We start from the raw sequence: 20902 nt of genomic DNA on the forward strand, positions 1-20902 counted from the left end.
GCTTAGTAAGCTTATCTTATTACTTTCTATCACTTATATCCTTGAATATAGTATATATCAAATATGAAATATGTAATTGCACGTTTCTCAATACAACAAATAAAACACCTATATCATGATTAGAATAATAGAAAAATTCAAAGAAATGCTTATCAGCGAATTTCAAGCAAGTAATAATACCGTTATATCGTATGTATCTGATCTGAAGTTTTTTCACTCATTTATCCAAGAAAAGAAAATCGATCCATTGTACATTACTCATTCGGATATTACAAATTATCTTATAACATTAAATAAAGAGTCTCTTGCCACCATAAGGCGCAAGATATCAGTCTTAAAAAGGTTTTATAATTTCCTGTTGACTGAAGGAGATATCGCTGAAAATCCAATGCTTAATATTAAATATCCTAAGCGAGAACATAAATTACCAAACGTACCAAGTGAAACTGATATAATGAAGATGTTCACCGGTATACAAGAGTTGTACTCAGACGATAAGTTCCTATTATCACGAAATAGTGCAATATTCGCGGTATTATATTCTACTGGACTTAGAGTATCGGAGCTCGTGACACTTAAATTTTCCGATGTAATAGAGAATGAATTTTCAAATGAAGATTCTGTAAAAAGAGTGATAAAGGTAGTTGGGAAAGGTAATAAAGAACGCAACGTAGTACTAAACGACATCGCATGTACAAGTCTACAGCAATATATTGCCATCTTAAAAAAGAGTTCAAATGATTCTAAATGGCTATTTTTCCCTGAAGATTCTCCATCTACCCATCTTACAAGACAAAGAATTGGGCAAATTATTCGTGAAGTAGCAATATATGCAAATGTGGATAGAAAATTGATATCACCACACAAAGTAAGACATGCCTTTGCTACTCATATACTAAGAAAAGGAGCACAAATTCACATATTACAAAAAATCCTTGGACATTCTTCTATTACTTCAACTCAGATATATACATCAGTATTGAACGACGATCTAAGAAATATGCTCAATGATAAGCATCCTCTTTCGAAAAAGACCTTATGATTAATTCTTCTTAAAGATGGCGAATATTTCTGCCGAACTGGAGTAGCTAGAACATGGTTTGAAAAATCGACAGCTACTAAAGCATTTGGAATATCTTTTTATTATATCGCTCTCTTTACCACATCTCATTACTTTGGTCACAAGAAAACCATTTTTCTTAAGGTATTTCGTAGCAAACAATAAAATTCCGTCAAAAAGCTCTGCAAATCTTAAATAATCGGTAGTCTTATCTCCCGATGAATTAGGTAACATATCACTTACTATTAGAGCTGTGCTAAAATTTTCCGGAATTTTTAGGTTTTTTTCTTCTGATATTTCAGAATCTAGAGCTATCACATGCTCACTATTAAGTTGAAATAAAATCTCATGTATCTTCTTTTCAAGATCATGAGAAAGAAAATTATGCTGTATAAAATAAGCTCCCCCCACTGGCTCAATACGTAATAAATCGATTCCAATAATAGGTGCTAATACTGAAACTTGTCGCAATTTTTCACTTATAACTTGAGACCAACCTCCAGGAGCAGCTCCTAGATCGAGAATCACTTCCCCATTTTTTATCGTTTTTATAATACAAAATTTCTCTAAAATTTCTATCAACTTAAAAGCAGCTCTAGACCTATATTGCAATTCCTTTGCCATATGTGCATACCTATCTTTCTCTCTTCTTTTAAGCCACCTTTGAGAAGAGTAAGAAAATTTCTTGTTCAGCATTAGTCAGTGGTATAGTTAGTGCGTATCATCGACTTTATTGCATAACAGCATATTAGCATTCAGATATAATACGTATATTGACTATTATGAGATAATCACTTATCCTATAATAAATATTTGTTTAATGTATTACATATGAAAAGCGCCAACTTCGAATTCGAAAAACTCCATTCTAATGGAGTGGAAGTAGAATATAAAGTTATTATAACTGATAGTGAAATGAGTCGAAGCATAGAAAACAAAATACTTGAGTTATCACAAAATTACAAGTTGCATGGTTTTCGAGAAGGTAAGGTACCTCTAGCTATGGTACGAAAGAAAGAAATTGAAGGCGTGACAAGTCAATACATTAGAGAGCTGATATCTGAGGGTATTCGTCAATTACATGAGAAAGGTGAGATTGATACTTCATCTAAAGATTCAAAGATAGAACTTGTTGAGATGAAACAAGACGGAGTAATAGTAAAGGTAACTGGTATGTTACCGATAAAAGTAGATGTAAAAAAAATGTTACATGATAAGGAAATAGAATTCCTATCTCTAGATAAAGATGAAGTAATTGATACAAGCGAAGCAGAACAAGCAATTGCACAGCAACTAGCAAAGGAAGTAGCGCAGGATAAAGATTATGAAGCAAAAAAAGGGGATACAGTAGTTATTGATTTAATTGGTAAATTGCTAGAAGACGAAAAAGAAATTGACTTTGACGGTTCATCTGGAACTGGAATAAGCATTAAGATAGGTGACAATTACTTTGTTGTGCCAGGTTTTGAAGACTCTCTTATAGGATTAAGAACTGGAGATGTACATCTATTCGACGGAATGTTTCCTCAAGATTATCACGATCCTCAAATTAGAGGAAAGAAAGTACGATACCACATTACAGTGACAACGGTACTCTCAGTACAGAAAGAATCATCTCTGGACGATGCATTTGCAACACAGATGGGATTCTCTAGCATACAAGAGTTCAGAACTATGCTCCAAACAGACATTATGAGAAGGTATGATAATATCATCGCTCTTATTAATAAAAAGAGACTCCTAGATTTTTGTGCAACTTCACTAGATTTCGAACCATCTGCTGATATGATAGCAAAGGAAAAAGACAACTTAGTAGGTGAATATAAGGAGGCTCTTCTTGCTAAAGATGGAGAAGAGGGATTAAATAAAGCGGTAAAAAATATGCTTAAGGTAAGTGCTATCATTGGAGCTATCGTCCGAGAACAGCACCTAGTCGTAAGTGAAGAGGAAATGAGAATAAAAATGGATCAAATATTGAAGGATTATCCTCAATCTGCACAAAAATTCAAAGAGATGGAAGAAGATTCTGGGTACAGAACTAGGATAAGAGCATCCATCCTCGAACAAAAAGTGGTGGATTTTATGATGAAACTTACAAATGCAGCTTCCTATAAACAGATATCATTCAAAGAAATCAAAAATTATGAAAGTGAAATGATATAGAGATACATTAAGTGAAATTTGTTAGTTAAAAGAAGGAATAATGCTTGTAGCTTCTATAATTAGTTGAGTGTTTGTAAAAAGATTTTAATGACTTCCTAGAAGAAATCCGTTACTGCACTGCTAATTTTACCGAAAAGAATCCTGGGTTGTTACTTTTGCGGATATACGATTGCTATTATTTTCAAGGATAACCTCATACATCAAACTTCTTTGCTACTTAGCGTGATGTAACTTATGTTCTCGATATAAAAATCGCTTCAAATTATGGTAGTCCTGGAATTTACCAAGCAAATGCCGTGAAGCACTCTCTTGAATGTCGCAAAAACGGTACATTTTTGAGCAAGCATTTCTAAAATATAAGTGTCTTAAAATCAAAGACATGCAAGAATACATATAAAAAAAACTTTATACTAAAGAAATAACTGAATTTTTTATATAAGTACATTTCATAGCCCTTACAACTGTATCTATACAGTGGCTTTTTCTACTGCAATATTGCAAATATAATAAAAATACCATTCTAAAATTCCTCATAAACCATCACTCAAAATCAATTCTTCTAAAAAATAATTCCATAGCAATTACTACTTATGGTACTTATTTCAAGATACATGACTCTCTCATCTTCGGCTCTTTTGGTAAGTTCAATAATTCCAATACTGTACTCGCTATATTCGCTAACCCTAAATCTAGTTTTTTGAAAGTAATTGACTTATCGCCAACATAACAAAGCGGCACAACATTCGTAGTATGCTGTGTATTAACCTCTCCACTTTGAAAAAGCATCTCTTCAATATTACCATGATCTGAACATATCAACATTTCATATTCATTTTTTATACATACTTCAGTTAATTCTCTCACACAATGATCTATCGCTTCGCATGCCTTTACCGCTGCTTGAAAATCACCAGTATGACCAACCATATCCAAATTTGGATAATTTACACATATAAATTTATACTCACCCTTTATCAGTAAACCGTTTAATGTATTCGTCATTTCATACGCTGACATTTCAGGTTTCAAGTCATATGTAGATACCTTGGGTGATGGTATAAGAATTCTTTCTTCTAATTTATAAGGTGTCTCTCGTCCACAATTAAGAAAGTACGTAACATGAGCATATTTTTCAGTTTCCGAAATCCTAAGCTGTGATAATCCATAATTTTCAATTATTTGCCCTATAGGTCTTTCAACTACTTCTTTATTTATTGGGGTCACAAAGCCAAAATTCTTACTATCAGTACCGATTGGAGCAAAACATACCTTCATCTTTATCTCTATATATTTAGCAGTATGATATTCTGATATGAGTTGGATTAACTGTCGTATTCTATCGGTTCTATAGTTTGTTATGAAGATAGAATCTCCACTTCTGATACCTTTATAGTGTATATTAGTACTAGGCTTAATAAATTCATCCGTAACTCCTACCTCATAAGATTCCTTTAATTTCTCCATTACAGAATCAAAATTTTCATATTCCTCTCCGTATAATACTTTACAATACTTCTCCGTCCTATCCCATCTATTATCTCTATCCATAGCATAGTAACGTCCTGCTAAGGTACCTACTTTTATATTATCAAACCTTTCGCATAGAGTATTTATAAATTTCACCATTTTCAATCCTTCACCTCTCCTAGAGTCTCTACCATCTGTAATAAGATGCAATACTACATTAATAGAATTCTTAGCAAGATATTCTGCTACCGCTAACATATGATAAATACTTCCATGTACTTTAGAATCTGAAAGCATACCAATAACATGACAATTACTAGAAGAATTGTTCATATGTTCTACTTTGAGCTGAGTAAAGATTGATGATGAATCCATATCATTTTGAGATATAAATTCCTCAACCTTAACTCCAATCTGCTTTATTATATTCCCTGCTCCAATAGTAGTATGTCCTACCTCAGAGTTTCCGATAACCTCATCTTGCACTCCAACATACTTTCCACTTGCATGTAAAAGAGTATAGGCCCTGGTGCTAAATAAATGACTTAAATATGGCACTCTAGCTACACTTAGCGGATTGCTTTTTTCTACTGGTAATAGAGGTAAAGAAACTCGGTGCTCACATGATATTCCTAATCCATCCAATATGCATAATACAACTCCTTTACTCATTACTTCTTATAAATTTTCCATATTTATCTATCATCAAACTTCTTTTTTAGCATATTTCCAAGTTCGTTCAAATGATCGTTATATGTACTTAAGTTAAAATCCACTACCCTAGCAACTCCATCGGAAATTGCGGCACTAGCCACAGCATAAGAAACCGTTCTAAGCATATCTCCGTTAAACGGCGACGGTACTATATGATTCTTTCCATATTCAGGACTTTGAGTAGCTACCATAGCTATTGCATTTGCAGCATCTAACTTCATGCGAGTTGTAATTCTTCTAGCTCTTACATCTAATGCTCCTCTAAAAATATACGGAAATCCCAGAACATTGTTTATTTGATTAACATAGTCACTACGACCGGTGCCTATAATAATATCGTCTCTAACTGCATACGCATCTTCTGGCATGATCTCTGGCTCCGGATTAGCTAAAGCAAATATTATTGGATCAGATGCCATATTTTTCACTATAGAACTGGAAAATGCTCCTCCTACAGAACATCCTATTAGTATATCTGCTCCTATAGCAGCATCTTCCAACGTGCGTATTGTAATATCTTCAGGTAGTGCAAAATATCTTTTCCACTCATTTAATTCACCACGTCCCTTATATATCACCCCTTTGCTATCACACATAATAATTTTTTCCTTCCTAAATCCAAAATTTTCTAGCAAAAATGCTGATGCTATTGCTGCACTACCAGCTCCGTTTATTACAATTTTAACATTTTTTTTCTGTTTTTTAGTAAGTGATAACGCATTTATTAACCCTGCTAGTATTACAACAGCAGTACCATGCTGATCATCATGAAATACAGGGATATCAAGCAGATCTATCAACACTTTCTCTATCAAAAAACACTCAGGAGCTTTAATATCCTCAAGATTAATTCCTCCCCAAGTGTTACCTATTGCTCTCACAACCTTTATAAAACTCTCCACATCGGATTCATCCACTTCTATATCTACTCCATCGATATCACCAAACCTTTTTAGCAGACACGCTTTACCCTCCATCACCGGCTTTGAAGCTAATGCTCCTATATTGCCTAAACCAAGAACGGCAGTACCATTGCTGATTACTGCTACACTGTTACCTTTCGCTGTGTACTTGTAAGCGGCTTCCGACGATTTATGTATTTCCATGCAAGGTGCTGCTACCCCTGGAGAATAGGCGAGAGATAGATCAGCTTTAGTCACCATTCGCTTCGTTAACTCTAACCCTATCTTACCTGGTTTTGGCATCTTATGAAACTCTAATGCAGCTTCATAAATTTTGGAACTTGTAGTATTTTGCATTTTTCAGCAAAGTCTTATATCATCAATTCTGTGCCAACGCTTGTACAATAAAAAACTCATGAAAGCAATTAGGAGGAACATTTATATCTATTTTATATCAATTCTGTTGATGGTAGCGTCTTCTAATATCGCATATTCTCAGCCACCTATAGCCAATCATACGGCACAAGTCATAGAAAAGAAATTAGCTGAATACGTAAAGACAAATAGAGAACTTGGATACACTATGAATATCTCGACAGATTTTGATAAAAAAATGAACGGCCTCCAGATTGAGGATTTAGATCTTAGTAGTAGTAATCTCGATGAAATAGATTTTACTGGTAGCACTTTTAGGAAAGTGAATTTTTTTGGCTCTTTTAGTGATAGGGCAAACTATTCAAATTCAAAATTCTTTGATGTAAATTTTTCTCAAGCTAGTTTATTTAATGTAAATTTTAGTAATGCTGAATTTTATAATTGCATTTTCGATCGTACCTTCATGAAAGGTGCAAATTTTGAGGGAGCAAAATTTTATGAAAGCATAATATCAAGTAGCAACATGAAAAATGTAGCTATGAACAAGCTTACTGCTACTTCTACAAAATTTCAGGATGTGAAATTTGAGAACGCTCAGATAACAAATTCCAATTTTTACGGATGTTCCTTCGAAAAGCTTTTTCTTCCGAAAGTACTATTTACAGGAATTACAATTAAAGGAGGAAAGATAGAAAAAGTACTATTTACATCTTCTGATGTTCAAGATGTAATTTTTTCAAATACTGTACTAGCAAACATAAAGTTTAACTCTTCTAAGATAGCTTCTATGGCTTTTACAGCGGTAAACTCAACACTATTTCAGATTAAGGATTCTTCAAGCTCTAATTTGTCTATTAATAGTTCTTCAGTAGTAGGCTGTATTATTACAAATTCTAAACTACTCAACACTAAATTTGAGCTATCTGAATTTTCAAACATATCTATAAAAGATTCACAAATAGAATCAGCTCAAATTTTTTCCTCAATCATAAAAGGATGTATAATGAATAATTCTTCTATGAATTGCTCTACATGCACAAATAACTATATCTCAGCTCAAACTCACGTTAGTACACTCACATGCAACAGCAACAGTAATTCTATCAATCTCACTAAGATTACAAGTGTGAATTAATAATCCTCTTTACAATCGAGATCGTTTTTGTATTCTAGCATCGTATCTAAACTTAAGTATTGTTGGAAATGGCCGGATCAATGAATAAGGTAATTCTTGTAGGAAGGATGCTAGAAGATCCAAAGTTAATTGATAGAGGGGATAGTTCGTTTGCTTCATTTCCTCTTTTAACGTCTGAGTGTTGGCGAGATAAGGCTACAAATGAAGTAAGAGAGAAAAGTGAAGAACACAAGATCGTGGTATTCAACGAAAAGGGACTAGAAACCATAAAAAACTCCATTAGGAAAAATCATAACATCTTCCTTGAAGGACAACTTCAGACTAGAAAACTGAATGAGGAAGTGAATGGTATCATGGTAGAGAAGTATACTACGGAAGTAGTGCTTCCTAAATTTAAAAGCGAACTTTTAGATCTTGGTGCTAGTTCAAGTAATATGGATTACATGAACAAAGTACTATTAATAGGAAATATCGGTAAAGATCCAGAAATTCGTGTATCACAAGACAAAGACGGTATAAAGGAAGTAAAAATAGCATCATTCCCTATCGCTACGTCGGAAGTTTGGAGAGATAAAAGTACTAACGAGATTCGAGAAAAAACTGAATGGCATAGAGTAGTTGTCTTCAATGAACGCTTGATAGATGTAGTAGAGAAGTACATTCGCAAGGGACGCAAGATAGCAATAGAAGGTCATATACAAAATAGAAGGTGGATGGATTCCTCTAACTCCGAAAGACACGTAACAGAGGTTGTATTACCTAGATTTCGTGGTGAACTTATTCTGCTTAGCAGTATGGAGCCTGTAGAGAAAAGAGATCATTTTCATGATGATGGAAACGATGAAGTTCCATTCTAGATTTAATTAATTTGCGTTTTGTGAAGGTATATGTAGCTTTCGGTTCTAATGTTGGGTGTAGAATCTCCAATATAAGGAAGGCTTTGGATGAGCTGAAAAAGTTAGAATTGTCTGATGTAAGGCACACGCATTGTATAGAAACATCCCCTATTCTCCTACCAAATAGCCCTATTGAGTGGAGTGCGCCATATCTCAATGCGGTTGCTTCGTTCACAACTGCCATAAAACTAGAACAATTGTTGATACTGCTTCAAGAAATAGAAAAGAAACTTGGAAGACCTACACAAAGACTAAAATGGGCTCCTAGAATAATTGATATTGACATATTAATGACCGACTCTCGCATAATGAGTAATACGCCATTTCTTACTTTACCTCATCCAGAAATTCTCAATCGACCTTTTCTCATACATCTACTAGCCACTCTAGAACCTTCATTAACTTTTTTTAGCGATAACCAATACACCAACAAAACATTTTTGGAAATAGCACATTGCACTAATGCAATACAAAACCTTGGTGAGTACAAAAGTTTTGCCATATACCCTAAAATTATGGGTATACTAAACGTTACAGAAGATTCATTCTCTGATGGTGGATTGTACAATACTAGAGAAAAAGCAGTATCACATTTTATATCTCTTGAGAATGCTGGAGCATCTATAATTGATATAGGAGCTGAGTCCACTAGACCAGGAGCTAAAAAACTCTCGCATGAAGAAGAATATACACAATTAGATAATATCTTATCAGCTATTGGCGATATAAATAGCAAAGTAGAAATAAGCATCGATAGCTATCATTTCAACGTGATACAACGAATTCTCGAAAAATATTCCAATATTATTTCTTACATCAATTTAGTTCAATGGAATTTTAAGCCATACGAAATACATATCCTTAGTCAGTATGAAATAAAATTCATTATAATGCATTCATTATCAGTCCCTCCTTCTCCCACTTTCGTTCTACCAACTAGTACTGATCTCATACAGTATATTGGAGAATGGAGTAACTACATTGTAGACTGTGCAATTGCAAATGGTATTTCAGCTTCTAATTTAATCTTAGATGTAGGAATAGGATTTGGAAAAACACATTACCAAAGTATTGAATTACTCAGAAGATTAAGAGATTTTAAAAATGCTTTTGTAAGAAATTTACCAATTCTTGTCGGTCACTCACGCAAATCATATATCAACGCTATTTCACTTCAAACACCTATAGATAGAGATTTAGAAACCTCTATAATATCAGCATCTATAGCCCAATATACTGATTATCTGAGAGTACACAACGTAACTGATACGCACAGAGCATGCGTAACACATAATATCATGAATCAAAAATATTAATAAAAAATTACTCACTACTCATAACGTTCATAATGACATTTCTGTAATCTCGAATAAATTCCTCATAAGCATCATGCTTAAAAGATACTATATCTCGCATAACACATTCTATATTACTCCACTTCCAATCCAAAAACTCTATCGGCTCTTTTGCTATATTTATCTCCTCTTCAGTACCATAAAATTTTAGTACAAACCACCTCTGTCTTTGTCCAATGTAGTACCCATTCCATACTTTTTCTTTTATCTCTTTCGGTAAGTCATACTGATACCACATACCGTTATTACCTACTATATCTACGCTTTTAATTCCTGTTTCTTCATATACTTCTCTAAGTATTGCACTCTCGGGCTTCTCGTTCTCTTCTATTCCACCTTGTGGTAGCTGCCATCCATCTACAGCTCCTTTTCTTTTTCCCTGCCATATCCCAGCATTACTTTTTACTATTATTGCACCAACACCAAGTCTGTACATTTAAGCTTCAACTCTATATAAATATCAACAACTTACTTTAGAAGTAATATATGCACAATCATTATTTTAAAGGACAAGAGCCTTCAAATAGACAGGCAATGCTTGCAAAAGCAATAAGAAATGAAGTGGCTCTCTTAGTGGTACGTGGAGAATTGCTAGAATATGGAATATCTTGTGAGAAAGTTACAATCACTGGTAGTAATATCAGTAGAGATCTAAAAAACGCTAATATCTTTATTCATATAAACAATTTTCAAAATTCTGATAACTGCAAAGAAAATAATGATCCAGCTCCATATGATCTGCTACTAGAAAACTTCGAAGATGCCAAATATTTTATACGTGCTAAGATATGTGCCACTATGAAGATACGTTACGTACCACAATTGCACTTTAAAAGAGATCATTCTATCGATGCACTGTATGAGCTCGATGTCGTGATGCGATCATTATCATTGTGAATTTATCATGACTTTAGTTCTTGCCTCTTCATCTCCGTTTAGAATTGCCCTGCTGAAACAGATGGGATATATCCCGGACATAATAGATTCTCCTGATATAGACGAAACTAGATTAAAAAGAGAAAGTCCAATAAAATTAGCAACAAGACTTGCACAACAAAAAGCTTTAATAGTTTCTAAAAGGCATGACAATTGCATTGTATTAGGTTCTGATACCGTTACCACAGTTGGAGGACGTATCTTACCAAAGGCTCTTACTGAAGAAGATGCAATTCTGTGTATAGATGCATTATCTGGAAGGAGAGCTAAAATCTATACCGGTGTTTGTTGTATTAAAGATAGTATAAAAAGAGAGAAAATATCGTGCACAACTTTAAAATTTAAACCTCTTTCTCAACGAGAAAAAGATGCTTATTTATCATCTAGGGAATGGTATGGGAAAGCTGGTGGATATGGAATCCAAGGGATAGCTGCAAGTTTTATATCTTGGAGTAGTGGTAGCACATATACAAACGTAGCCGGTCTGCCACTTTATGAGACATATTGCCTATTATCATCGTTTGGAATATTCCCTAATTACAATATATGAAACATTAAATGCAGTACAATGCCATTTTTAAATTGAAATCAGAGGAAACGATTTTCAATATCCTCTCTGATACACTATTAACTATGAATTATGAGATCGTGCGAGTAAAAATCGTACATAATGCTCAGGTAGAAATATTGATAGAAAAAACTACTGGAGAAACAGTATCAGTAGATGAAACAGCTAAGGTAGCTAGATATATAAAACCATTATTATATCAAGGGAATGCAATATTAAATAATGATCAAAATTTCTCCCCTATGGAGTATAGTTATGATATTAGTTCATGTGGAATAGAAAAACCACTTACCAGACAAAAAGACTTATTAAATTCTATTAATAAAATAGTAAGTATAAAACTTTATAGAAAAATTACAGATAAAAATGGATTAAAGTTCAAAAAACTAGAAGGGGAATTAGTAAAACTCATAGATACCGGAGTAGTAATACAGCATAACTCTGAAGAAATTAGCATATCATTTGATAATATATCTGAAATTACATTAGTGTATGTTCCATGGAGAGTTAAGAACCATTCATCAAGAAAAATAAAGAAGAAGTAATATGCTAATATGGAGTTCATTTAGCTATACATATCATTGATTATATACATCGTGCATAGTACAATCCTCGTCGAGTTACGAACCCCTATTTATGAAGCGGTAACATCGTATTTGATGTAAAGAAACCATCTTCGATAGCAATGTTATATAAGAAATTATGTCCAAAAAATGATAAGAGATTTTTACAATTCAGATTACAATAAACCCCAATTAATAGAAGGTCAATCAGCAACTGAAGAGCGTTTTCTATTGGGAGGAAAAGGACAAAAATTGTATGAAATGCATAAATTAGGTATCAAAGTACCATACGGCTTCACAATCACAACTGAAGTATACAAAAAATACTCTCAACATTTTACTAATATTGATTTCGAATTACCTGATACCATTAAAAGCAATCTTACGGAAGCTGTGAATAGGTTGAGTACATTTTGCAAAAAACCCTTCGCTCAATTATCTCATAACCCTTTACTTTTATCTGTACGTTCGGGAGCTCCTTTCTCAATGCCTGGCATGATGGAAACGATACTAAACGTCGGATTAAATGATGAGACGGTAGAGAGATATACAAAACAATATGGAGAATCAATTTTCATATATGATACATACAAGAGGTTATTAGAGATGTACGGCAATGTGGTGCTTGATATATCAAAGAACACCTTTGAAGCTCTCTATCATTTTCACCTATCAAAACACACTTCTAAAATAGAAGCCCTAAAGTTCATCATAGAAGACTATAAAAAATTATATAAAACAGAGAAGGGGATAGAATTTCCACAAGACTGCTGGAAGCAATTATTTTCATCTATCGAAGCTGTTTTTCGCTCTTGGAACAATGATAGAGCATATCATTACAGAAACATACATCACATATCACATGACATTGGTACAGCAGTAAATGTCCAAATGATGGTATTTGGCAATTTTAATAACAAAAGCTATACAGGAGTAGTATTTTCTAGAAATCCATCTACAGGAGAAAACGAGCTTTTCGGAGAATATCTCGAAAATGCCCAAGGAGAAGATGTAGTATCTGGCTACTATAATGCATGCTCTCTCGCATCTTCATCAAAGTACAGTGACAAACAACTATCTTTTGAAGAAAAAGAGCCCAAACTGTTTCAAGAATTGAATGAAATTTGTAAGAAACTTGATCATCACTATAATGATATGCAGGATATAGAATTTACCGTAGAAGATGGGATGCTTTGGATTTTGCAGACACGCAATGGAAAACGATCTAGTAAAGCAGCAATCAAAATCGCATCTCAAACAATAAGAGAGTGTAATTCTGAAAGCGCGATAATAAACGTCTTAAACGGACTAGCAATAGAAGATCTACAAAATGTTATGCATCCAATTATTGATGACGAACAACATAATTTCCAAATTCTCTCCAAAGGTCTACCAGCTTCTCCTGGTGTTGCCTCCGGTATTATAGTATTCTCTACGAAACAAGCGGAAGTACTAAGTAATAATAAAAATGTTATTTTGGTAAGAAAACAAACTTCTCCGGATGATATATTAGGTATGAACATATCCTCCGGAATCTTAACAGCTAAAGGAGGTATGACTTCTCATGCTGCTGTAGTAGCACGTGGAATGGGGAAGCCATGCGTGTGTGCTGCTGACTTTCTTATTGTAGAAGAGGACAAGAAAGTAATATTTGGAGAACAAGTGTTGTTCGAAGGAGATGAAATTACCATCAACGGCAGTACAGGTGATGTGATTAAAGGAATAGTAAAAACTATATCTCCTAAACTAGACGATGATTTTTGGAATATCCTCACATTAGCTGATAAAATCAAAACCACCGGCGTATATGCAAATGCAGAAACGGAAGAAGATATTAAAACTGCTCTTCGTTTTGGTGCAGAGGGAATAGGATTATGTAGAACTGAGCATATGTTCTTTGGAGAAGAAAGAATTCCAGTTATGCAAAGCGTTATTTTTGAAAAAGATGCAACTCTTAGAAAACAACATTTACAAAAATTAATCGAATTTCAAAAGGAAGATTTTCTTCTTATAATGCGTTTAATGAACAGTAATAGAATGATAATTAGACTGTTAGATCCACCTATACATGAATTCTTACCCCACTCAGACGCAGAAAAAAATGCATTTCTTATGTATAATACTCATAAATACTCCAAAGCAGAATTAGATGATATCGTGGATAGCATGCGTGAAAATAACCCTATGATGGGTAATCGCGGATGTAGACTCGGAATTACATATCCCGATATATATGCCTCTCAAGTTATTGCTATATGTAATGCTATTCGAGATGCCGTACAATTACATATATATCCTAATATTGGGATAATGGTACCTTTTGTCTCTGATGAAAAAGAGTTAATGATAATCTTTCAAATGATTAAAATTAAAATAAATGAAATTTTACATGATATAGATCATAGCTCTTATACGGTAAAACTAGGAGCAATGATAGAATTACCAAGAGCGACTATAATTGCTGATAAGATTGCTAAAATGTGTGATTTTATCAGCTTTGGTACTAACGACCTTACTCAAATGACATATGGTATATCACGAGATGATTCTGCTAAATTTGAGGAATCTTATATAGAAAACGATATTTTTTCAGACAGTCCATTTAGCGAATTCGATATTGAAGGAGTTGGTGAACTTGTAAAAATAGCTGTCAAAAAAGCACGTACAGCCAATTCTAACATTAGTATAAGCGTATGTGGGGAACATTGTGTGGAAAAGAAAGCTGTAAATTTTTTCCTTGAATTAGGAGTAAATTATCTATCGTGCTCTCCACACAGAGTACCAATTACAAAGCTATTATCAGCACAATACTGCATAGCGAAAAGGACATTATAAAAAAGAGAACAGCTTCATTATTTGAATTGTCAAAATAAGTATTAGCTGAAATTAGTTAAGTATTTTAAAGAAATTTAATTTATGATAGTTGCACTCATTTAAGGAGAAGGTTTTTAATTTCCAAAATGATGCGTAGGAAGTTCCTTTAAAAAAGAAGTGGCATCCGATCATAAATTTTTTGAAATAATCTGGTGCTATATTTATAGTTAAACTTATAAAAAAACTATAGAAATAGCCTGATTTCATATCTTTTTGCTCAATAGATATTACAAATTCTCTATATGAACAACGATCTTAGGGGCTTTTCCGAGTTCTTTTTTGCAAAATTTCGCTACATGCTTTGCTACTGGTTTAATTACAGATGCTACACCACTTTTAAATGAATCTTCAACGACATCTCTTACAACTGCGACCAAGCTAGACACAATTTTTGTATCTTCTTGGACTGACATATCAAGTAATCCCGGCGCTAAAATGTATGGTCTCCTCGCAATTCTATTGTTACTATTTAAGAACAGTAATACCACAACAAGACCATTCTCCATCATCACCTTTCTATCCTTAATAACTATGCTATCAGAAGAGATAAGATTTTTACCGTCTACAGCTAAATATCCAGACTCTACATCTCCTAGCGTATGCATAAGTTCTTCCTTATTTTTAGCTTTCGGATTAAGAGATATCACTTGCCCACACTTCAAAAGTACACTAGCCATCTCAGGATTTACATCTTGTACAAATTCCTTATGCAAAGACATATGAGAAATCTCACCATGCACTGGAATGACGAGACGTGGGAAATTTAATGTTGTATATAACCATCTCATTTCCTCTCTCGAAGGATGACCGGAAACATGCACAAAATGACTTTTTTCAGTAAATACCGTAACGCCTTTTTCAATAAGCTGATTAATCACTCCATCTATTTTCTTCTCATTACCAGGAATTCTTTTAGATGAAAAGACTACTAAATCATCCTTAAATATATCTAAGTGCGGGTGAAACTGCCCTGCTATTGCAGTAATTACAGCAAATCTTTCACCTTGACATCCAGTACAAAGCACTATCAGCTCATCTCTTTTATACTTAGAAGCATCCTCAGCTAATATGAAAGGCTCAAACTCCTTTAAGTACCCGCATTTCAAAGCTACTTCATACATCCTAATTAAAGATCTTCCGGCTAAAACCATCTTCTTCCCCAGACTTTTAGCTATTTGTGCTACAGAATACATTCTAGAGATATTCGATGCGAATGTAGGAATAAAAATAGTACCAGTCTTCCAACTACCAATGATTTCACGTAAGCTCTGCTGCAATTCAACTTCCGAATGCAATGGTTGCTCATTAAAAACATTAGTAGAGTCAGATACTACAGCAAAAATACCATTTTTAGCTATTTTTCGAATAGTATCTTCGTCAGTTTTTGCTCCTACTAGAGGAGTTTCTTCAATTCTCCAATCTCCAGTATGACAAATAGTAGTGTCTTTTCCGTCAACTCTGCACGATATAAACAATATCATCGACATAGGTATCGAATGCGTTACATTTGCAGGTGTGACAATAAAATCGGAAAGCTTAATCTCTTCTCCTGTATTCAATTTTTTTATAAGATCCATCTTCGATTCTGCTACCTCTTGCTCCTTAAACTTACTCTTCAAAACTAAGCATGTAAATTCACTAGCATACAATGGTGGAAAACCCATATACTCCCATAAGTACTGCAGTGCTCCTATATGATCTTCGTGAGCATGGGTAAGTACGATACCAACTAAATCATCCCTGATCTTATCTATAAAATCAGGTTTCGGTAACATCACGTCTATTCCTGGGAACTCATCCCCAGCAAAACCAAGACCACAATCTACCATGAGCCACTTCCCATTGTAGTGATAAAGCGTGCAGTTTACGCCTATTTCACCGACTCCACCAATCGGTATAATAATGAACTCCTTCTTAAAAGTCCCAGTGGAAAAATCCAAATACATGTCAGATATTTACTCTTCTAAATCGAGCTTAAAGCAGCGAAACTATTTGTCAATTGTAGTCACTTTAAGCTATAGTACCAAACGATACAGTACATGTAATATCTTCACATAGTCAAGTAGAATTGATAAAGTGCAAAAAAACTTCTGCTTTTTTTCAATAACGTGAATCACGACGAATTCATTACCACAAAAGCTAAAACTCGCTCAGTGCAAGTAGGCAGCATTGTAATAGGAGGAGACGCGCAAATTACAGTACAATCAATGACGGACACTATTACTAGTAACGTCAAAGACACAGTGGCTCAAATAAAGCTACTAGTAGACTCAGGAGCGGAAATTGTAAGAATTACCGTAGATAATAGTAATGCTGCGACAGCAGTATCAGCTATAAAAGACTCTCTGATGAGAGAAGAAGCTTATGCTAAAATCCCTTTAGTTGGGTGTTTTCATTATAATGGACACATACTCTTACAAGAATCTCATGAATGTGCATTAGCTCTAGATAAATATAGAATAAACCCCGGTAATGTGGGTACGAAGGGTAAAAGGGATAAAAATTTTGAAGAAATTCTAAAAATCGCTCAAAAATTTAACAAGCCTATTAGAATTGGTGTCAATGGAGGAAGCCTCGAACAAGAACTACTATCAGAACTCATTGAAGAAAATACACATAACAACCTATCTATCGAACAAATAAAAAGGGAAGCTATCGTAAAATCAGCATTACTTAGTGCGCAAAAGGCAGTGTCATATGGAATGCAAGAGGATAAGATTATTTTATCCGCTAAAGTAAGCAATCTAAGTGATGTAGTATGGGTTTACAAACAATTATCTAAGCACTCTCAATATCCATTGCACGTAGGACTAACTGAAGCAGGAAGTGGTATAGATGGAATAGTAAAAACCGCGGCAACTGTAGGGATACTTTTACATCACGGTATAGGAAATACCATACGTGTCTCTACTACATCTCATGACAGAACTGAGGAGGTTAAAATTGCAAAAAGCATACTACAGGCACTTAATATAAGAAATTTTGCACCTTCTATTACTTCATGTCCAGGATGCGGACGTACAAGCAGTACTGCTTTTCAAACGCTCAATCTTAAGGTAAATGAGTATGTAGCGGATAAATTAGAAGAATGGAAAAAACTTTATGGAGATGAAAAAATTAGTAAATTAAAAATTGCTGTAATGGGTTGCATTGTAAATGGTCCAGGTGAAAGCAAATCAGCGGATATAGGTATTAGTATGCCAGGAAATAACGAAGAAGATTTAGCAGTAGTTTTTATAAAAGGTACAAAAAAATCCATTCTGAGAAAAACAGAAAATACTTCAATATATCAACAATTCATTACTATTTTGGAAGATTTTATAGCTTCTTCGTACTAAGCAGGAATCGATACTGTGCTTTTCCTTTATTAAAGATTCATGCAAATTCTGTATTGTAATACCTCATGCTGTGGAGTATATACTGGTATCAGGTTAAGTGTTGTTATTGGTAAAATGAAAAACTACGTACCTAGACTGTTAGAGAAATATAATACGACAATCAAGCCTAACATGATGAAGAAGTATCAGTACTACAACGTCATGAGTGTGCCAAAGATTAAAAAAATCGTCATATCTATGACTTCTAAAAAGCTTAGGGATGATCAGAAATTTATAGAAAAGGTCAAAGAGGATTTATGGCTTATTGCTGGACAAAGACCATGTCAGACTAAAGCTAAAAATTCCATAGCAGGCTTCAATCTAAGAGAAGGAATGTTACTTGGCTGTTTCGTTACTCTTAGAAGAGGCATGATGTACGATTTTTTGGATAGATTTGTAAATATCGCACTTCCTCGCGTAAGAGATTTTAAAGGAATCTTACCTAAGCAATTTGACGGACGTGGTAATATCTCAATGGGAGTTAAGGAACAGATTATCTTTCCAGAGATAGACTATGATAAAGTGGAAGAAATAAGAGGAGCAAATGTGACAGTAGTTACTACATGTAATTCTGATGCAGAAGCGAAAGATCTTCTACTAGAATTTGGGTTTCCTATCAAATAATCTTCTTTTTTTTATCTTTCTTTAGTTTATTTGTGCCATTTTTGCAGTATGTGTGTGTTAATGTTTATCTTTTTGAGTAATTTTCTTCTATAATTGCACATCAATTTAGAACCATACTTTTCCCAGTGTCTCTCGCTTCAGCATGTAATGACATCATTCCTTTTGACGTCTTTATGATCCTTTCCAATAGAGATTACTATCAAAATGCCGTAATTGGCAAAGTAGGAGATTTTATCACAGCACCCGAAGTTAGCGATGTGTTTAACATGATACTCGGGAAGGCGATACTCTCTCATGCTTTAAAGAAAAAGAGCAAGCTTCTTATAATAGAACTTGGTGGCGGTACAGGTAAGATGATGCGTGATATATTGCGCTTATTTCAGGCTTATACAGATAATAATATCACTACAACGGTATCAGCAGTATTTATGCTAGAACAGAGTGCAAGTATGAGAGAAAATCAAGAAAAGAATATCGATAAAGATATACTCTCTTCTTGCCCTATAGAATGGTTTTCAGATCTCGACACTCTAGTACAAAAAGCTCAGCTTGTAGCTGAAGAAACAAATTCTACAGTGGTTGTTATTTCTAATGAGTTTTTTGACACCCTTCCGATGAAACAATTTCATCTCAGTGATAAAATTTCTGAATTACATGCGCGTTGCTTGGAAGAAAATAATATAGAACTGATATATAGAGAGCCATCCGAATGTAGCACCCACCTTATCGAGGAATATGTAAGGAAAAATGCTAAACTCCTCAATCAAATCATAGCAGAAAACAAATACGCTATCGTTGAACTTTCTCCAGTGAGAGAAATGTACTTAAATAAACTACTAGATATAATAATACCTTATAATGGTATGTTTCTGACTATTGATTACGGACACTTTGGATATAAACATACGGATTCGATTAAGTTCATAAAAAATCACAAACTACTCAATAACGTTAGAAAACTAGGAGAAACTGATATATCATCAGCTGTCGATTTTTATGCTCTGGCTAAAGTAGCGATACGACGTAACTGTATAGCGACATTTTGTTCGCAATCTGACTTCCTCAAAAAACATGGTATTTTTGATATAGCTAAAGATTTCTTCCACAAATTCCTAGACTCTGATATACATGCAAAATATTTTGAACAAATGTGGTTGGATACTGCTAAACTTACATCTAAACTCGATATGGGAGGTGCTTTTAAAGTGCTCAACATAACTAATTCTCCAGTACAAAAAACGGGCTTTAAACGATGCATCTAAAGCAAATTTCTTTAAATTTTATATTTCTATACTGTAATGAAAATATTAAAACAAATAATCCAAAAATTAGAAAAATTAGAAGAAGAAAAGCATGAGCTGACCGAACTGATAAAAGAAACATATGCTCAATCTAGATCTATAGGATTAGAACCTAAAATCGTAAAGAAAGTGGTAGCATTAAGAAAAAAAGGATTAGACGTAGCATCTCAAGAAAATGAAATGATAGAAAAATATATGCAAGCCTTAGAAAGTGATGATGTTTAGGCAGTTTCTTAATAAGAGTAGTATTTGTTATGGTGGTTCGTTGATATATGATATATATTACTGATTATCGTATTCATATAGTGACTGACGTAACACATGTGCAATTCACGCAGCATCAGTATGGGACATACTCTCGCATCTTTTGTGCAGAAATATAAGGAAAAATGCTCCTTTATAGTGTGCGAATTTAGAGGCGATGAACATATCAGGAATACATTGCAAAATTTTGGTATTATGCCATATAAAGAAGTTTCTGCAATACGTAAGTACAGTGATAGTATAGTACTTTTCATAGCGGAACTTAATGTTACAGTTGCAATCGGACTACCCGTAGCTGAAGTATTATTTGTTAGACCAAAAGCATAGA

Annotated in this window: 18 protein-coding genes and 2 pseudogenes; 15 read left to right on the forward strand and 5 right to left on the reverse strand. The window is 34.0% G+C overall.

Going from position 1 to position 20902, the window contains the following annotated elements; translation table 11 throughout:
• The first annotated feature begins 115 nt into the window (after positions 1–115).
• Positions 116–1042 carry a tyrosine-type recombinase/integrase gene (locus Fokcrypt_RS00355; protein ID WP_323722229.1) on the forward strand — a complete coding sequence of 309 codons (927 nt, stop codon included), beginning with the start codon at positions 116–118 and terminating at the stop codon, positions 1040–1042.
• On the opposite strand, the gene Fokcrypt_RS00360 is transcribed toward Fokcrypt_RS00355, so the two are convergent.
• A complete protein-coding gene (locus tag Fokcrypt_RS00360) occupies positions 1043–1756 on the reverse strand; it encodes an RlmE family RNA methyltransferase (protein WP_323722230.1) in 714 nt (237 codons plus the stop codon).
• 135 nt (positions 1757–1891) lie between these two features.
• Here Fokcrypt_RS00360 and tig point away from each other — a divergent pair, with 135 nt between their 5' ends.
• Positions 1892–3223, forward strand: a complete 1332-nt coding sequence (gene tig, locus Fokcrypt_RS00365; protein WP_323722231.1) for a trigger factor — start codon at positions 1892–1894, stop codon at positions 3221–3223.
• A 597-nt stretch (positions 3224–3820) separates the two neighbouring features.
• Here the strand turns inward: tig and gpmI are convergent.
• Entirely contained in the window at positions 3821–5362 is a 1542-nt protein-coding gene (gene gpmI, locus Fokcrypt_RS00370) for a 2,3-bisphosphoglycerate-independent phosphoglycerate mutase (protein ID WP_323722232.1), read from the reverse strand.
• Between the two features lie 47 nt (positions 5363–5409).
• A pseudogene (locus tag Fokcrypt_RS00375) lies at positions 5410–6663 on the reverse strand (malic enzyme-like NAD(P)-binding protein); the annotation flags it as partial.
• Between the two features lie 109 nt (positions 6664–6772).
• On the opposite strand from Fokcrypt_RS00375, the gene Fokcrypt_RS00380 reads away from it, so the two are divergent.
• The 4 genes and pseudogenes from Fokcrypt_RS00380 (at position 6773) to folP (ending at position 10028) form a co-directional block, all read left to right on the forward strand.
• On the forward strand, positions 6773–7816 hold the full coding sequence (locus Fokcrypt_RS00380) for a pentapeptide repeat-containing protein (RefSeq protein ID WP_323722233.1): 1044 nt from the start codon (positions 6773–6775) through the stop codon (positions 7814–7816).
• 80 nt (positions 7817–7896) lie between these two features.
• Positions 7897–8196 (forward strand): annotated as a pseudogene (locus Fokcrypt_RS03590) (single-stranded DNA-binding protein); the annotation flags it as partial.
• A gap of 54 nt (positions 8197–8250) precedes the next feature.
• Positions 8251–8673: a single-stranded DNA-binding protein gene (gene ssb, locus Fokcrypt_RS03595; protein ID WP_410519733.1), complete on the forward strand. Its 423-nt coding sequence runs from the start codon at positions 8251–8253 to the stop codon at positions 8671–8673.
• A gap of 20 nt (positions 8674–8693) precedes the next feature.
• Positions 8694–10028, forward strand: coding sequence for a dihydropteroate synthase (gene folP, locus Fokcrypt_RS00390; protein ID WP_323722235.1), 1335 nt, complete (start codon positions 8694–8696; stop codon positions 10026–10028).
• Between the two features lie 7 nt (positions 10029–10035).
• On the opposite strand, the gene Fokcrypt_RS00395 is transcribed toward folP, so the two are convergent.
• Positions 10036–10503, reverse strand: a complete 468-nt coding sequence (locus Fokcrypt_RS00395; protein WP_323722236.1) for an RNA pyrophosphohydrolase — start codon at positions 10501–10503, stop codon at positions 10036–10038.
• A 50-nt stretch (positions 10504–10553) separates the two neighbouring features.
• On the opposite strand from Fokcrypt_RS00395, the gene Fokcrypt_RS00400 reads away from it, so the two are divergent.
• The 4 genes from Fokcrypt_RS00400 to ppdK all read left to right on the forward strand — a co-directional run bounded on the left by Fokcrypt_RS00400 (position 10554) and on the right by ppdK (position 14969).
• Entirely contained in the window at positions 10554–10964 is a 411-nt protein-coding gene (locus Fokcrypt_RS00400) for a ribosome-binding factor A (RefSeq protein WP_323722237.1), read from the forward strand.
• A 7-nt stretch (positions 10965–10971) separates the two neighbouring features.
• Positions 10972–11553 (forward strand): Maf family protein, encoded by a 582-nt coding sequence (locus Fokcrypt_RS00405; protein WP_323722238.1) that lies wholly within the window; start codon positions 10972–10974, stop codon positions 11551–11553.
• Positions 11554–11561: 8 nt separating this feature from the next.
• Positions 11562–12116 carry a ribosome maturation factor RimP gene (locus Fokcrypt_RS00410; protein ID WP_323722239.1) on the forward strand — a complete coding sequence of 185 codons (555 nt, stop codon included), beginning with the start codon at positions 11562–11564 and terminating at the stop codon, positions 12114–12116.
• Positions 12117–12284: 168 nt separating this feature from the next.
• Positions 12285–14969: a pyruvate, phosphate dikinase gene (ppdK, locus tag Fokcrypt_RS00415; RefSeq protein ID WP_323722240.1), complete on the forward strand. Its 2685-nt coding sequence runs from the start codon at positions 12285–12287 to the stop codon at positions 14967–14969.
• Positions 14970–15235: 266 nt separating this feature from the next.
• Here the strand turns inward: ppdK and Fokcrypt_RS00420 are convergent, their stop codons facing one another.
• A complete protein-coding gene (locus Fokcrypt_RS00420) occupies positions 15236–16954 on the reverse strand; it encodes a ribonuclease J (protein WP_323722241.1) in 1719 nt (572 codons plus the stop codon).
• A gap of 162 nt (positions 16955–17116) precedes the next feature.
• Here Fokcrypt_RS00420 and ispG point away from each other — a divergent pair, with 162 nt between their 5' ends.
• The 5 genes from ispG to Fokcrypt_RS00445 all read left to right on the forward strand — a co-directional run bounded on the left by ispG (position 17117) and on the right by Fokcrypt_RS00445 (position 20901).
• Positions 17117–18346: a flavodoxin-dependent (E)-4-hydroxy-3-methylbut-2-enyl-diphosphate synthase gene (ispG, locus tag Fokcrypt_RS00425; RefSeq protein ID WP_323722242.1), complete on the forward strand. Its 1230-nt coding sequence runs from the start codon at positions 17117–17119 to the stop codon at positions 18344–18346.
• Positions 18347–18460: 114 nt separating this feature from the next.
• Positions 18461–19009 (forward strand): 50S ribosomal protein L5, encoded by a 549-nt coding sequence (gene rplE, locus Fokcrypt_RS00430; RefSeq protein WP_323722515.1) that lies wholly within the window; start codon positions 18461–18463, stop codon positions 19007–19009.
• Between the two features lie 125 nt (positions 19010–19134).
• Positions 19135–20271, forward strand: coding sequence for an SAM-dependent methyltransferase (locus Fokcrypt_RS00435; protein WP_323722243.1), 1137 nt, complete (start codon positions 19135–19137; stop codon positions 20269–20271).
• Positions 20272–20307: 36 nt separating this feature from the next.
• Positions 20308–20535, forward strand: a complete 228-nt coding sequence (locus Fokcrypt_RS00440; protein WP_323722244.1) for a GapR family DNA-binding domain-containing protein — start codon at positions 20308–20310, stop codon at positions 20533–20535.
• 120 nt (positions 20536–20655) lie between these two features.
• Positions 20656–20901, forward strand: coding sequence for a hypothetical protein (locus Fokcrypt_RS00445; RefSeq protein WP_323722245.1), 246 nt, complete (start codon positions 20656–20658; stop codon positions 20899–20901).
• Position 20902: the final 1 nt, after the last annotated feature.

Source organism: Candidatus Fokinia cryptica, assembly GCF_034359305.1.
In the GTDB taxonomy this organism is placed as follows: Bacteria; Pseudomonadota; Alphaproteobacteria; order Rickettsiales; family Midichloriaceae; genus Fokinia; species Fokinia crypta.

What these genes read in the sequence shown, in the direction of transcription:
- Fokcrypt_RS00405 (WP_323722238.1), top strand. Translation starts at nt 10,972, where the DNA reads ATGACTTTAGTTCTTGCCTCTTCATCTCCGTTTAGAATTGCCCTGCTG.
- tig (WP_323722231.1), top strand. Translation starts at nt 1,892, where the DNA reads ATGAAAAGCGCCAACTTCGAATTCGAAAAACTCCATTCTAATGGAGTG.
- Fokcrypt_RS00355 (WP_323722229.1), top strand. Translation starts at nt 116, where the DNA reads ATGATTAGAATAATAGAAAAATTCAAAGAAATGCTTATCAGCGAATTT.
- Fokcrypt_RS00380 (WP_323722233.1), top strand. Translation starts at nt 6,773, where the DNA reads ATGGTAGCGTCTTCTAATATCGCATATTCTCAGCCACCTATAGCCAAT.
- rplE (WP_323722515.1), top strand. Translation starts at nt 18,461, where the DNA reads ATGAAAAACTACGTACCTAGACTGTTAGAGAAATATAATACGACAATC.
- Fokcrypt_RS00395 (WP_323722236.1), bottom strand. Translation starts at nt 10,503, where the DNA reads ATGTACAGACTTGGTGTTGGTGCAATAATAGTAAAAAGTAATGCTGGG.
- gpmI (WP_323722232.1), bottom strand. Translation starts at nt 5,362, where the DNA reads ATGAGTAAAGGAGTTGTATTATGCATATTGGATGGATTAGGAATATCA.
- Fokcrypt_RS00400 (WP_323722237.1), top strand. Translation starts at nt 10,554, where the DNA reads ATGCACAATCATTATTTTAAAGGACAAGAGCCTTCAAATAGACAGGCA.
- Fokcrypt_RS00420 (WP_323722241.1), bottom strand. Translation starts at nt 16,954, where the DNA reads ATGTATTTGGATTTTTCCACTGGGACTTTTAAGAAGGAGTTCATTATT.
- ppdK (WP_323722240.1), top strand. Translation starts at nt 12,285, where the DNA reads ATGATAAGAGATTTTTACAATTCAGATTACAATAAACCCCAATTAATA.
- Fokcrypt_RS00360 (WP_323722230.1), bottom strand. Translation starts at nt 1,756, where the DNA reads ATGCTGAACAAGAAATTTTCTTACTCTTCTCAAAGGTGGCTTAAAAGA.
- Fokcrypt_RS00440 (WP_323722244.1), top strand. Translation starts at nt 20,308, where the DNA reads ATGAAAATATTAAAACAAATAATCCAAAAATTAGAAAAATTAGAAGAA.
- Fokcrypt_RS00410 (WP_323722239.1), top strand. Translation starts at nt 11,562, where the DNA reads ATGCAGTACAATGCCATTTTTAAATTGAAATCAGAGGAAACGATTTTC.
- ssb (WP_410519733.1), top strand. Translation starts at nt 8,251, where the DNA reads ATGGATTACATGAACAAAGTACTATTAATAGGAAATATCGGTAAAGAT.
- Fokcrypt_RS00445 (WP_323722245.1), top strand. Translation starts at nt 20,656, where the DNA reads ATGGGACATACTCTCGCATCTTTTGTGCAGAAATATAAGGAAAAATGC.